14 protein-coding genes are annotated in these 13,175 nt (G+C 73.0%); 5 read left to right on the plus strand and 9 right to left on the minus strand.

Features of this window, described 5'->3' with window-relative positions; genetic code table 11:
* Window positions 1-10: 10 nt before the first annotated feature.
* Window positions 11-1,264, minus strand: coding sequence for a formamidase (gene fmdA / locus J3R08_RS10140; RefSeq protein ID WP_043325299.1), 1,254 nt, complete (start codon window positions 1,262-1,264; stop codon window positions 11-13).
* A gap of 21 nt (window positions 1,265-1,285) precedes the next feature.
* Window positions 1,286-1,564: a zinc ribbon domain-containing protein gene (locus J3R08_RS10145; RefSeq protein ID WP_043325298.1), complete on the minus strand. Its 279-nt coding sequence runs from the start codon at window positions 1,562-1,564 to the stop codon at window positions 1,286-1,288.
* Between the two features lie 203 nt (window positions 1,565-1,767).
* On the opposite strand from J3R08_RS10145, the gene J3R08_RS10150 reads away from it, so the two are divergent.
* Together J3R08_RS10150 and J3R08_RS10155 are read left to right on the plus strand one after the other, a co-directional pair.
* Window positions 1,768-2,943 (plus strand): cellulose binding domain-containing protein, encoded by a 1,176-nt coding sequence (locus J3R08_RS10150; protein WP_209960919.1) that lies wholly within the window; start codon window positions 1,768-1,770, stop codon window positions 2,941-2,943.
* Window positions 2,944-2,954: 11 nt separating this feature from the next.
* Window positions 2,955-4,079, plus strand: coding sequence for a glycosyl hydrolase 53 family protein (locus tag J3R08_RS10155; protein ID WP_209960921.1), 1,125 nt, complete (start codon window positions 2,955-2,957; stop codon window positions 4,077-4,079).
* A gap of 36 nt (window positions 4,080-4,115) precedes the next feature.
* On the opposite strand, the gene J3R08_RS10160 is transcribed toward J3R08_RS10155, so the two are convergent.
* Entirely contained in the window at window positions 4,116-4,520 is a 405-nt protein-coding gene (locus tag J3R08_RS10160) for a DoxX family protein (RefSeq protein ID WP_043325293.1), read from the minus strand.
* 98 nt (window positions 4,521-4,618) lie between these two features.
* Window positions 4,619-4,957: a hypothetical protein gene (locus J3R08_RS10165; protein ID WP_209960923.1), complete on the minus strand. Its 339-nt coding sequence runs from the start codon at window positions 4,955-4,957 to the stop codon at window positions 4,619-4,621.
* A 172-nt stretch (window positions 4,958-5,129) separates the two neighbouring features.
* On the opposite strand from J3R08_RS10165, the gene J3R08_RS10170 reads away from it, so the two are divergent.
* Entirely contained in the window at window positions 5,130-5,720 is a 591-nt protein-coding gene (locus tag J3R08_RS10170; protein ID WP_245254716.1) for a hypothetical protein, read from the plus strand.
* A gap of 12 nt (window positions 5,721-5,732) precedes the next feature.
* Here J3R08_RS10170 and J3R08_RS10175 read toward each other — a convergent pair whose 3' ends face one another.
* Together J3R08_RS10175 and J3R08_RS10180 are read right to left on the minus strand one after the other, a co-directional pair.
* On the minus strand, window positions 5,733-7,541 hold the full coding sequence (locus J3R08_RS10175) for a hypothetical protein (RefSeq protein WP_209960925.1): 1,809 nt from the start codon (window positions 7,539-7,541) through the stop codon (window positions 5,733-5,735).
* A 17-nt stretch (window positions 7,542-7,558) separates the two neighbouring features.
* Window positions 7,559-8,284, minus strand: a complete 726-nt coding sequence (locus J3R08_RS10180) for a DUF899 family protein (RefSeq protein WP_209960927.1) — start codon at window positions 8,282-8,284, stop codon at window positions 7,559-7,561.
* Window positions 8,285-8,378: 94 nt separating this feature from the next.
* On the opposite strand from J3R08_RS10180, the gene J3R08_RS10185 reads away from it, so the two are divergent.
* On the plus strand, window positions 8,379-9,782 hold the full coding sequence (locus tag J3R08_RS10185; protein ID WP_064447364.1) for an NDP-hexose 2,3-dehydratase family protein: 1,404 nt from the start codon (window positions 8,379-8,381) through the stop codon (window positions 9,780-9,782).
* Between the two features lie 44 nt (window positions 9,783-9,826).
* Here J3R08_RS10185 and J3R08_RS10190 read toward each other — a convergent pair whose 3' ends face one another.
* The 3 genes from J3R08_RS10190 to J3R08_RS10200 form a co-directional block, all read right to left on the minus strand.
* The gene (locus tag J3R08_RS10190) at window positions 9,827-10,258 is read right to left on the minus strand and encodes an SRPBCC family protein (RefSeq protein ID WP_176722772.1); all 432 of its coding nucleotides are present in this window, start codon (window positions 10,256-10,258) and stop codon (window positions 9,827-9,829) included.
* 101 nt (window positions 10,259-10,359) lie between these two features.
* Window positions 10,360-11,175, minus strand: a complete 816-nt coding sequence (locus tag J3R08_RS10195; RefSeq protein WP_205798118.1) for an ABC transporter permease — start codon at window positions 11,173-11,175, stop codon at window positions 10,360-10,362.
* Window positions 11,176-11,180: 5 nt separating this feature from the next.
* Complete coding sequence (locus tag J3R08_RS10200) at window positions 11,181-12,185, minus strand: ATP-binding cassette domain-containing protein (RefSeq protein ID WP_051611109.1); 1,005 nt, start codon at window positions 12,183-12,185, stop codon at window positions 11,181-11,183.
* A 164-nt stretch (window positions 12,186-12,349) separates the two neighbouring features.
* On the opposite strand from J3R08_RS10200, the gene J3R08_RS10205 reads away from it, so the two are divergent.
* Window positions 12,350-13,174, plus strand: a complete 825-nt coding sequence (locus J3R08_RS10205) for a cyclopropane-fatty-acyl-phospholipid synthase family protein (protein ID WP_043325280.1) — start codon at window positions 12,350-12,352, stop codon at window positions 13,172-13,174.
* Window position 13,175: the final 1 nt, after the last annotated feature.

The following is a 13,175-nucleotide window of genomic DNA, read 5'->3' on the forward strand; positions in this document are numbered from 1 at the left end:
GGTCACCTGCTCACGGCATGGTGGCTTTCGGGGCGCCCTTGCCCGGGTCGATCCGGGTCGGACCGGCGGCCGAGGGCCGGATGTCGAAGTCGAAGATCTCGGTGGGCAGGTAGACGGTCGCGCAGGAGTTGGGGATGTCCACCACGCCGGAGAGCCGGCCCTCGATCGGTGCGGCGCCGAGCAGCAGGTACGCCTGTTCCGGCTGGTAGCCGAAGCGGGTCAGGTAGTCGATGGCGTGCAGGCACGCGCGCTGGTAGGCGAGCTGCGAGTCGAGGTACCGCTGTTCGCCGTCGAGGGTGACCGAGAGCCCGGAGAAGGCCAGCCACTGGGAGTACTGCGGCGGCGTGTCACCCGGCATGAAGATCGTGTTCTCGGCGACGCCGTACGTCTGCATGCCGTTCTTGATCAGGTCGACGTGCAGGTCGACGAAGCCGCCCATCTCGATGGCGCCGCAGAAGGTGATCTCTCCGTCGCCCTGGGAGAAGTGCAGGTCGCCGAGGGACAGGTTGGCTCCCGGCACGTACACGGGGTAGAAGACCCGGCTGCCGACGGTGAAGTTCTTGATGTCCTGGTTCCCGCCGTTCTCCCGAGGCGGCGCGGTTCGCGCCGCCTCCGCGGCCACCCGGTCGAAGTCGGCGCCGGTGAGGCTGCCGAGGATCGCGTCCTGCGGCTCGGGGGGCAGGGCCAGGGGCGGCACCCGGTCGGGTGCGGTGGCGATCAGCGCCCCCTCCCGCTGGTTCCAGGTCGCGAGCAGCGACGCGGACGGGGCGGTGCCCATCAGTCCCGGGTGGGCGATCCCGGTGAACGAGACCCCGGGGATGTGCCGGGAGGTGGCCTTGCGGCCGGTGAAGTCCCAGACCGCCTTGTACGCGTCGGGGAACTGTTCGGTGAGGAAGCCGCCGCCGTTGCCGGTGGGGAAGATGCCCGTGTAACCCCAGCCCTGACCGGCCAGCGGACCGGACTCCTGCGGGATCGGGCCCATGTCGAGGATGTCGACCATGAGCAGGTCGCCCGGCTCGGCGCCCTCGACGGCGAACGGGCCGCTGAGCGCGTGGACCCGGGTCAGCGGAGCGTCCCGGATGTCCTCGGCGGAGTCGTCGTTGTGGATCGCGCCGTCGAACCACTCGCGGCAGTGGACGCGGAACGACTGTCCGGGCCGTACCGTCGCCACGGGCGGGATGTCGGGATGCCAGCGGTTGTGCCCGACCTTCTCCTGGTCGGTGAACCTCTTCGTGGAGTCGAGGGGGAACAGCAGTTCAGGCACGGTCTTGAGCCCTTCTCGTGGTCACCATCGGGGCAGGCGGGCGTGGGCCGGGTTCGTCGAGCGGCGCGCCGGGCGACGGCCGGGCACCTGCCCGACCACCGCCGGCTGTTCCGCGCTGCGTTCGGTCCGGTCGATGGCCTCGCGCAGCGCCGCCGGCGTGCGGGTGAGCCGGGGCGCGGAGAACACCCGGGTCGCCGGGCCGTCACATCGGGGGCAGCTCGTCGACGGGCCCGCGGTGCCGACGGGCATCACGACGTCGAAGCTGCCGTCCTGCGGGCAGCGGTACTCGAAGGTGGCCATCGCCGATTCCCGTCCAGCCTTCGTGTGTGCGGTGGCCGTTCCGCAGCGGCTCACCCTGTCTCTCCGATTGTGGCTGATTGCTCAGATAGGCGGCGCAAAACGACGAATCAGGCAAAGGTGGTGCCTTGGTCGCCGGGTTGCCGTCCCGACCGAGGCGTGGGATACGTTGGCGATCATCGATGCGTTGGCGGCATCGTCGGCGTATGGCTGCCGTCTCCTCGTCCTCACTTCTGCGCCGTCTGCGGCCGGGTCTGCCGGCGGCCGTCGTGGTGTCCACGGCGGTGCTCGGCACCGCCCTGACCGCGGTGCCGCCGGCGGGCGCCGGCGCCGCGTACCCCGCTGTCGCACCGGCGCCCGGCGGGGCCGCGGCGCCCGTCGCGGACCCGACCGGGACCGTCTCGCCGCCCACGTCAACGCCCAGCACGCCCAGTACCACGCCGTTCCCGCCGAGCCCGCCCACGAACCTGACCGCCACCCAGGTGCGGACCACCTCGGTCACCCTCACCTGGACGGCCGCCACGCGCGGCTGCTGCCCGGTCGTCGGGTACGACATCACCTACTACCAGGCGTTCGACGACGTGATCTACAGCCTCAGCCTCGGCGACGTCACCACCACCACGATCACCAACTACATCCAGCCGGGCCGGCAGTACTCGTTCCGGGTGTCGGCCCGCGACGGCGACGGCCGCCGCTCGGCCGCCACCGACGCGCTGACTGTGGTCACCCCGGTGACCGACACCGGCCCGGACACCACCCCGCCGAGCGCGCCGCAGAACCTCACAGTCGGCGAGGTGACCGGCTCCACCGCCACGCTGTCCTGGGCACCGTCGACCGACAACGTCGGCGTGCTCGGGTACAACGTCTACCGGTTCGACGGCTGGTTCACCTCGACGCTCGTCGCCACCGTGCCGGGGACCACGTACACCGGGCCGCTGCCCCCGTCGACGCCGCTGCGCACCCTGTACTACGTGCGGGCCCGGGACGCCGCCGGCAACGTGTCGATCGCCTCCAACACCGTCACCGTGCCCACGACGACCACTCCGCCACCACCGCCGCCCTCGACCTGCCGGGTGACCTACCGGAACCAGTCCGAGTGGGCCGGCGGCTTCGTGGCCACGGTGACGGTCCAGAACACCGGGACGGCGGCGGTCGACGGCTGGATCGTCACGTTCGGCTTCCCCGGCGACCAGCAGATCACCAACGCGTGGAACGCCACGGTCGGGCAGGCCGGCGCCACGGTGACCGCCCGCAACGTCGACTGGAACCGCGTCATCGCCCCGGACGGATCCGCGACCTTCGGCTTCCAGGGACGGTGGGGCGCCAGCGACGCGCCGCCGACCGGCTTCTCGCTCAACGGCGCCCCCTGCACAGTCGGCTGAGAGGAAGTCCTGTGACCACACGCCACCGCCGCCGCGCCCTGGCCGGGGCCGTCACGGCCGTCGTCCTCGCCCTCACCACCACGATCGGGGGTACGCCGGCGCCCGTCGCCGCCGCGAACACGCTGAGCATGCGGGGCGCGGACGTCTCGTCGTTGCAGCGCAGCCTGGACCTGGGGGCGAAGTACTACGACGCGGGCGGGGTCGCCCGTGACCCGCTGGACATCCTCAGGTCCGCCGGCGTCAACTACGTCCGGCTGCGCGTCTGGAACAACCCGGCCAGCGGCTACAACAACAAGAGCAAGGTGCTGGTCCAGGCGAGAGCGGCCAAGACGAAGGGCCTCAAGGTCCTCATCGACTTCCACTACTCCGACACCTGGGCCGACCCCGGCAAGCAGTACAAGCCGGCCGCCTGGGCCGGCCACAGCCTGAACCAGCTGCGCAACGACGTGTACGCCTTCACGTACGACGTCTGCGCCGCCCTGCGCGGGCAGGGCACGCTGCCGGACAGCGTGCAGATCGGCAACGAGATCAACGTCGGGATGCTGTGGAACGAGGGGAAGGTCGTCAACAACGACTTCGCCCCGCTGGCCGGCCTGCTGAAGCAGGGCTACAACGCGGTGAAGGCCTGCGGCGGCGGCATCCCGGTCATGATCCACACCGCCAACGCCGACAGCAACGCCAACGCCCGCTGGTTCTACGACGGCATCCGCGCCCAGGGCGTGCAGTGGGACATGACCGCGCTGTCGTACTACTGCATGTGGCACGGCAGCCTGGCGAACCTCTACAACAACATCGTCGACCTGCGGAACCGCTACGGGAAGCCGGTGGTGATCGTGGAGACCGCGTACCCGTTCACCCGGGACGACGCGGACGGCCAGCCGAACGTCATCGGCGACGTCACCTGCGACGGCATCAGCGCGACCTGGGCCGGGCAGGCCCAGCAGTTCGACTGGGTCCAGAACACCGCCCGCAACGCCGGCGCCATCGGGGTCTTCTACTGGGAGCCGACCTGGTACGCCGTCCCCGGCAACGGCTGGGACCCGGCGAACATCAACGGCACCGGGAACGGCTGGGACAACATGGCCGTCTTCGACTGGTCCGGGCGGGTGAACCCGGGGGTGCGCTGGACGCCGTGACCGGCCGCCGGCCGCACCCCGGGTGCACCCGCCTGCTCATCGCCTGAAGAGGCGGCCTATCGAGTCGCGCCGGCCCCAGGCGATGAACACGAACAGGAAGAACAGCACCACCGGGGTGATGACCAGCGCGCCGCCGTCCAGGATGAACGCCTGGGTGATGGCGGCGCCGACCATGAGCAGCGCCAGCCCGACGGCGGCCAGGCCGGCGAGCCGCGGCACCAGCAGCCCGATGCCACCGGCCAGCTCCACCAGGCCGATGAAGTAGCGGAACCAGGGCGCGGCGCCCATGTCCTCGAAGGACTGGACGGTGTTCGTCTCGCCGAACAACTTGGGGCCGGCCGAGGCGACGATGAAGAAGACGCCGAGGAAGCCCTGGAGCACCCACAGCGTGCGGTGCAGCCCACGGGCGACGGGCGGGGGAGTGGTGTCGACAACGCTCATGGCTCTCGTCCTCCTGAAGAATCAGCTGGTGCATCCGAACGGATGCACCAGCTGAGACCGGACAGGACATGTGAACTCATCGGTGATCCGGCGGACCGCTACCAGGCCTTGCCGCGGATCGGGGGCACGTCGAGATCGCGCTCGCCGCCCCGGTGCTCGGCGAGCAGTCGGCGGCGGATCGAACGCCAGGCGACGCGCTCCTGGCGGCGGCCGAGCCTGCGGCAGGCCTGGAAGGTGCAGAGCCGGCAGCCGCAGAGGTTGGGCGCCTGCGCCGACACCTCGCGGTGGCAGCGGGTGCGGATCCACTCGGGCGAGGCGAGGAACTCGGCCAGATCGCAGGCGCCCCGGTGGTGTCGGTGGATGTCGGTGAACCAGCGGCGCAGGTACGGATCCCGCTGCTGCACACGCTCGGGTCGGTGGATGTCGGTACGGGCCATGTGACGACCGCCCTTCCGGCCGCCCGCGCACCATGCGCGGGACTAACGCCTCTCTGGCATGCCGGTCACCTCCCGTCGCCGGTGGACGCCCTCATTCTGCTGATCATGGATCGGGCCAGGCATCCGATTTCCGGGGCCGCCCAATGGGTCGATCAGGCCGTACCATCGCCCGGTGAAGCTGCGCCGCCGGCTCGTCGCCGCGTCTCTGCTGCTGGCGGTGGAGACGATGGCGCTCGCGCTGCTCGTCACCGAGTCCCTGACGGGTGCGATCGCAGCCGCCGGCCTCACCTGCCTGTCGTTGTGGCTGCACCTCGCCCTGCACGAGGGCGGCCACCTCGTCGCGGCGAAGCTGCTGCGCCTGCCGGTCGTCGCGGTCCACATCGCGCCCTTCACCGGATGGCGCAACGAGGTGTCGGTCCGGCCGTCGGCGTCGATGCCGGCGTTGCCGCTGCGGATGGCGCTGTTCCATCTCGGCGGCCCGGTGGCGAACCTGGGCGCCGCCGCGGCGCTCGTCGTCGTGGCGACGCACACGGCAACGGTGTCGACGCGCCTGGCGCTGTTCAGCGCCGCGTTCGTCGGAGCGCTGCTCGGCCTGGGCAACCTCGTTCCGGGGAGTTCGCCCCGCAGTGACGGCCGCAACCTGCTCCGCTGGCTCGGGGCCCCGGCGGCCGCCCGGGCCGGACTCCGGGCGTACTACCACCAGGACTTGCGACGCACCGCCGAGGACGGTCCGAAGATCATCGGGAGTCCGCCCGGGCGGTAGCGCGCTCGCGGCTCAGCCGAGCGGGCCGGTCACCGCGGTCACCGTGCCGCCGGGCAGGAAGCCGGACCGGCCGTGCCCGCCGTGCGCCACCGGGCCGGGCAGCGAGACCGCGGCCGCCGCGTACATCCGGGCCGGCCCGGCGGGCGCGCCGCCCTGCCAGGCCAGGTAGCCGGAGACGGTGGCGGGTTCGCCGGGGAAACGGCGGGCCAGCTCCGCGACGTACCGGGACACCGGCTCCGCGCGCGGGTCGAACCGGAGCGCGAGCATCTGCCCGGTCGCGGGGCGCAGCACCGCGGCGGTGAGCAGCCAGGGCGCCAGATAGGTGCCGGCCGCCGCGCCCGGCCCCCGCGCGGCGTCGCGCAGCGCCGCCTCCGCCCCGGCCCAGCCGGTGACCACGAGCGTCGGATGCCGTCCGGACCCCGGGGGTACGACACGCAGTCCGGCGCGGCGCGCGGCGTCGGTGACGGCGGCGACCGCCGCGACGGAGCGGGCCGAGGAGTCGCCCACGACGCTGAGGGCGCCCTCGGCCCGGGGCGCGAGGAAGGCGACTGTGGCGTCGAGGTCCTCGCGGTCACCGGAGGTGAGGGCGTCCGCGGGGCAGCGCGACAGCGGCTGCGGGTCGTCCCGCAGGAGCACGCCGAGGGCCGCGCTGACGCACTCCGGCCCGTCCGGACCGCGCAGGTCGGGACCGGGCGCGTCGGCCGCCCCGGCGTCCAGCCGTATCACGGCCTGGCGTCCGCCGTACGCGACGTGCAGCCGGCTCGGGCCGGGCGGAAGGTGTACGAGGGCCCAGCCGTTGGTGGCACCGGGCAGCCGGACGGCGGGGGAGAGGCGGTCCGCCCGCGTCCCGACCGAGACTCCCTCCGCGCCGACGTGCACGAGGTTCCAGCCGGACCGCTGCGGTGCCACCACCAGCGGGAGGCCCCGGCCGCCGTTGTCCACTGCGACCAGCAGCGGCGCGCCGGGGCGGCCGGGCGGCGCGGGCAGCGCCACGGCGGTCGCGGTGGCGGCGACGATGACGACCGCGGGCAGCACGACCGCCTGTCCCCGCAGCAACGCCCGGTCCGGCTGCCGTCGGCGTCGCAGGCCGGCGCCCAGGCCCACGGCTCCGGCCACGGCAACCGCAAGGCAGACCCAGCGCGCCGGGCCGGCCCATCCGGGGCCTTCCGGGCCGAGGGCGGCGTGGTCGGTACCGAGCCGCACCGCGCCGGCCGCCGCCTCGGCGGTGACGGCGGCGAGCATCCAGGGCGCCGCCCGGTGGGCGACGCGCCGCCGGGCCGAGTCCGCGCCGAGCACTGTGGCGACGCCGCCCAGCAGCACCGCGGCGGCGAGCCCGTGCCCGGCGGCGGCCGTCGCCTCCGCGACTGTCGCGGTGGGCAGCGCCAGCAGGCCGGCCCCGGCGGACACGAGCAGAGCCAGGGGTACGCCGACCGCGCGCCGCCCGGCGCACCCGGGCAGGGCGAGGCAGGCCGCCGCGAGCACGAGCGTTCCGGCGGCGGGGGCGTCCCCGCCCAGGCCGAGGGTGAGCAGGTGCGCGACGGCGGCGGTCACCGCCGGGGCGGTGAGGCGGCGGGGCGCCGGGGCGGCGAGCGGTCGCAGCAGCACAAGCCCGGCCGTGGTGGCCGTCGCGGCGAGGGCGAGCAGCGCGGCGAACCCGGTGGCGGCCGGCGCGACGCCGCCGCCGTCCGCGGCGTGGGCCGGCCCCGCCGCCAGCAGCGTGGCCGCCACTGCGGCGAGGGCCGCGCCGGTGAGCCGTCCGGCCGATCGGGGTACGCCCCGGCGACCGTCGGCGGTACGCGGTGTCGCGGTGCGGTCGGGCACTCGTGTCTCCTCGGCTGTCACACGGGTCGATCGGCCGGGTCGGTAACCGGGGGATACGTGTTGGCGGCGTACCAGTCGCCGCGGCCCCGCGGCAGCAGGTCGAGCACGTTCCACACCGGGGAGAGCAGGTCGATGCCGCGCTCGGTGCCGTCGACGAAGTTGGCCGGCTGGCTGTAGAAGTGCCGGACGCCGTCGCCGTCGCGGACCAGCACGCTGACCATCGGGCGCTGGTCGCCGTTCGGGTGCTCGGCGCGCAGGTCGGCGTTGAAGTCGGTGCCGTGGCTGGAGAGCAGCCGCAGGCCGGCCCAGCCGCGCCGGGCGCCCCAGGCGCGCAGCTTCTCCGCCGGGGCCTTGCCGACCACCACGAACGCGGTGTGCTGCTGGAGGTGGTGGGCGACGCCGTGGAACCCGTCCACCCACATCGAGCACATCGGGCAGGCGGCGTCGGCGTCCGGGTGGAACATCAGGTGGTAGACGAGGAGCGTGCGGTGCGCGCCGAAGAGCGCGGACAGCCGGACGGGGTGCAACGGGCCGGGCGCGGTCAGGTCGGCCGGTCCCTCGGTGAGCGCGACGTCGGCCACCGGCGCGCCGAGCGGCAGCTCCCGCCGGGCGGCGGCGACCTGTTCGATCTGGTCACACAGGCGGCGTTCGGCCTCGGCGAGGCGCAGCCGCGCGGCCACATATCCGGCGTCGGCGCCGTCCGGCCACATCGGCAGCGCCGGCGCGCTCGCGTCCTCGGTCATCCTCTCGTCCTTCCTCGACCCGCGCTAACGCCGGCCGTTCGCTATAGGATATAGAAGTGATCAACGGGTAGGTGTCGACAAAGGGGGTACGCGCGTGACGGAGACGACCGCGCCACCAGGGCTGCCGCAGCACGGCCGGTTCGCCACCGCCGACCCCGACGCCGACATCCACGAGTGGCTCGCCGACTGGCGCCGCCAGGCCCCGATGCGTGTGGACGTCGTGCCCCTGGCCGGCCTGCGCGGCTGGCGCCAGGACGCCGACACCGGAGTCCTGGCCCACCGCAGCGGCCGGTTCTTCCGGGTGGAAGGGCTCTCCGTCGAGGTGCCGGGCGCGGCCGTGCCCCGCTGGGACCAGCCGGTGCTGCACCAGCCGGAGGTGGGCATCCTCGGGCTGCTCGCCCGCCGCGACGGCGACACGCTGCGGGTGCTGGTGCAGGCCAAGGCGGAGCCCGGCAACCAGGACGGCCACCAGCTCGCGCCCACCGTCCAGGCCACCCGGAGCAACTGGACCGGCGTGCACGGCGGCCGCCCGGTGCCGTTCCTGCACCACTTCCGCGACCCGGACCCGCGCCGGGTGCTCGTGGACGTCCGCCAGTCCGAGCACGGGTCCTGGTTCCTGCGCAAACGCAACCGCAACATGGTGGTCCTCACCGACGAGGACATCGTGCCGCCGCCCGGGTTCCGCTGGCTCAGCCTCGCCCAGCTGCACCGGCTCCTGCGCCACGACGACCTGGTCAACATGGACATCCGTACCGTGCTCTCGTGCCTGCCGGCGGAGCTGACGGCCCGGGCGGCCGGCCCGGCCGGGGACGCCTTCACGGCCGCGCTGCGCCGCTCCTGCCGGCCCGGGCCGGGCAGCCGGCACCACACCGGCGAGCTGCTGCACTGGATCACCGACGTCCGCAGCCGGACCGAGGTGGACGCCGACCGGACGGCGCTGCGCGGACAGGCGGCGTGGCATCTCGGCGAGGTCTCTCTGCGACACGACAGTGGGCTGTTCTTCGAGGTCATCGGCGTGGACGTGGACGCCGAGGGGCGCGAGGTGGCGAGCTGGTCGCAGCCGATGCTGCGGCCCTGCGGCCAGGGGGTGGTGGCGTTCCTGGCCACCCGTCTCGACGGTGTGCTGCACGTGCTGGCGCACGCCCGGGTCGAACCGGGCTTCGTCGACGTGGTGGAACTGGCGCCGACGGTCCAGTGCACGCCCGCCACGCTCGACTACCTGCCCGCCGCCGCGCGTCCGCCCTTCCTGGACCAGGTGCTCGGCGCGCCGCCGGAGCGGGTCCGGTTCCGCGCGCTCCTCTCCGAGGAGGGCGGACGGCTCTACCGGGCTCGTAGCAGCTATCTGGTGGTGGAGACCGACGACGTCGACCTGGAGAGCGACCAGTACCGCTGGGTGACGCTGCACCAGCTCTCGGAACTGCTGCGGCACAGCAACTACGTGAACGTCTCGGCCCGCAGCCTGATCGCCTGCCTGCGCGGGCTGCTGGACGCCGGCTGAGCGGGCGGACCGGGTCACGCCCGGTCCGCCCGCCGCGACGGCGGTCAGTCGCCGAAGCCGGTCGGGTGGGCGTCGCCGACCGCGTTGAGCAGCACACCCTGCTCCAGCAGCGCCTTGCAGGCGCAGAGCACCATGGTGAACCCGCCCATCGAGTCGATCGCCTTCGCCACGGCCTGGTCGGCGCTGCCGGCGAAGCCGGTCTCGGTGACCCGGACCAGCGTCGTGTCACCCTCGCCCGGCAGGAACCGCCATTCGAGCTGGGTGGGGGACTCCGGGTCCCACTCGGCCAGGATGCGGCTGTTCTTCTCGACGTCCTTGACCGTGACGACGGTGGAGACGCCGTACATCTCCCAGTCCCAGGTGACGGTGGCGCCGGGTTCGAGCCGGCCGCTGCTCTTGGTGAACCAGAACTTCGTGGTCACCGCCGGGTCCGCGAACGCCTCGAAGACCTCGGCGGCGGGCCTGCGGATGAGCATCTGCGCGGTGACGGCAGGCGGTTGAGTCAAACGGTCGCTGTCCACGGGGTAGCCGTGTTCCCTTCTCGTGTCATCGGCACTGCGTACAAACGGTGGCGGGGTCAGGCCCGCCGGCGGTACAGGAACATGGAGAGCGGGGCGAAGACGGCCACCAGCGCCGCGCAGCCGACCAGCGCCGCGCCTACCTCACCGGCGGTCGCCGTGCCGTGGGCCAGGCCGCGCGCGGCGGTGACCGTCAACGCGAACGGGTTCAGGCCGACCACGGCCTGCAGCCAGCCGGGAAGCGTCTCCTGCGGCACGAAGAAGTTGCTGACGAACGACACCGGGAAGACGATCGCCTGGCAGGCGCTCAGGGCGGCGGTCGGTGACTTCAGGGCGAGCCCGAAGACCACGTACACCCAGGAGAAGGAGAAGACGAAGACCAGGGTGATCAGGATCGTGGCGAGGACGCCGAGCACGCCACCGTCGGGCCGGAAGCCGACCGCGAGCCCGACCGCCACGGCGACCGCGCAGCCGACGACGTAGAGCACGTTGTTGCCGAGCAGGGTGCCGACGATCGCGGCGGGCCGCCAGATGGCCAGCGCGCGGAAGCGGTCGGTCACCTCCCGGGAGTTGTCCAGGTTGACCACCGCGCCGATCCGCATGCTGATCATGATCCCGGTGAACACCACGATGCCCGGGATGTAGAACTGCATGTAGCTCGACGTCGAACCGGCCAGCGCGCCGCCGAACAGGAAGCCGAAGACGAGCGTGAACATGACCGGCACGCCGAGCGCCTCGAGGATCTGCGTCGGGTCCCGGCGCACCTTCTGCACCGCCCGCCACGCGAAGGTCAGCGTGGACGACAGCGCGCCGGGACGTGCCGGCCGCGCCGCGGACGGCGCCGAGGCGCCACGGCCGGTGCCGGTCTCCACCATGCTGCTCACGCCGCCTCCTCGGTCTCGGTCCGCGAGCCGTCCGCCCGGTGCCCGGTGAGGGCGAGGAACACCTGGTCCAGGGTGGCGTGGCCGAAGGCGTACTCGGCCAGGCCGACGCCGGCCCCGGTGAGGGCGGCCAGCGCCCGGGTGGCCTCCTCCTCGGCCGCGACCTGCGCGGTCAGCTCCATCCGGTCGGCGCCGGCGTGCACCGCCGTGCCCAGCGCCTCCGCCAGCATCCGCTCTGCCGTCTCCCGCTGCCCGGCGTCGCGCAACCGCACCCGCAGCACGCTCGCACCGATCGACCGCTTCAGCTCCACCGGCGTGCCCTCGGCGATGACCCGGCCGTGGTCGACGACCGCGATCCGGTCGGCGAGCTGGTCGGCCTCGTCGAGATACTGCGTGGTGAGCAGGACGGTGGCGCCCTCGCCGACCATGCCCCGGACGAGTTCCCACACCTGGTTGCGGCTGTGCGGGTCCAGCCCGGTGGTCGGCTCGTCGAGGAACATCAGGTCGGGTGTCACGATCATGCTGCTGGCGATGTCGAGCCGACGGCGCATGCCGCCGGAGTAGGTCCGCACCAGCCGGGCGGCGGCCTCCTCCAGGCCGAACGTGGCGAGCAGCTCCTCGGCGCGGCGGCGGGCCGCGCTCCAGGAGAAGCCGCGTAGCCGGGAGAGCAGGACGAGATTGTCCCGGCCGGACAGTTCCTCGTCGACCGACGAGTATTGCCCGGTCAGCCCGATCCGGTCGCGGATCGCCCCGGCCTCGCGCACCACGTCGTGGCCGAGCACGCGGACCTCGCCGCTGTCGGGCGGGACGAGCGTGGCGAGGGTGCGGACGATCGTCGTCTTCCCGGCGCCGTTGGGGCCGAGCACGCCGAACACGCTTCCGGCCGACACGCGCAGATCGATCCCGTCGAGCGCGCGCACCTCGCCGTAGGATTTGCGCAATCGTGTGATCTCGATGGCGGGAGTGTCGGTCTGCTGTGCGGACAACCCAGCCGTACGCGACATTGTGTTCACAAACATATAGTAGCAGGACGTTTCGCTCCGGTCACGCCTCTTGATCCGCGCGTCGCGCGCGTTCCGCCACCACGTGATCGTCGCATGGACACCCGTCGGTCGATAGCTATAACATTCTCAAGCAGCAACTTGCCGCCGAGAGTGGAGGAGCGGACGTGTCCACACGCGAGCTGACCGAAATCGACGAGGTAGCGGAGATCTACGACGACGGCGCCTGGGCCGTCGAGGTGCTCGGCGGAAACATCCACTTCGGATGGTGGGAGGACGACGACGACCGCACGCCCTTCCTGGAGGCAATCAACCGGTTCACCGACATCGTCGGCGACCGCCTCGGCCTGCGCCCCGGCGATCGGCTGCTGGACGTCGGCTGCGGTGCCGGCGAGCCGGCCATCCGGCTCGGCCAGCGCAGCGACGCCGACATCACCGGCATCACCAACAGCGCCGAGCACCTCAAGCGGGCCCGGGAACGGGTCAACGAGTCCGGGCTGCGCGGCCAGGTCCGCTTCGAGCTCGGCGACGCCGCCGCACTGAGCTACCCGGACGCCTCCTTCGACAAGGTGCTCGCCTTCGAGTCCCTGGTGCACGCGCAGGACCGCCGGCAGTGGCTCGCCGAGATCCGCCGCGTACTCAAGCCCGGCGGCCGGCTCGTGCTCACCGACCTCGCCGAGGACGCCCCGCTCACCGAGCGGGACCGGCAGATCCTCACCGACTTCACCCTCGCCCCGCCCGGCCCGCCGATGGCCGCGTTCGACCTGGTCCGCGACGCCGGATTCGTGGTGGACGAGTTCCTCAGCTGCGGCGACAAGATCAGCCGTTCGTTCCCCGCGTACCACGAGCGGGTGCAGCAGCGGCGCGACACGCTCGCCGCCGCGCACGGCGCCGAGAAGATCGACGCCTTCCTCGCCGAGATGCCGGCCGTGCTCGACGTCCTGCGGACCAAGGTCGGCTGCGTCGTCATCGCCGCCCACAAGCCGCGCTGAC

This window comes from Micromonospora sp. HB375, from assembly GCF_017872985.1.
In the GTDB taxonomy this organism is placed as follows: Bacteria; Actinomycetota; Actinomycetes; order Mycobacteriales; family Micromonosporaceae; genus Micromonospora; species Micromonospora chalcea.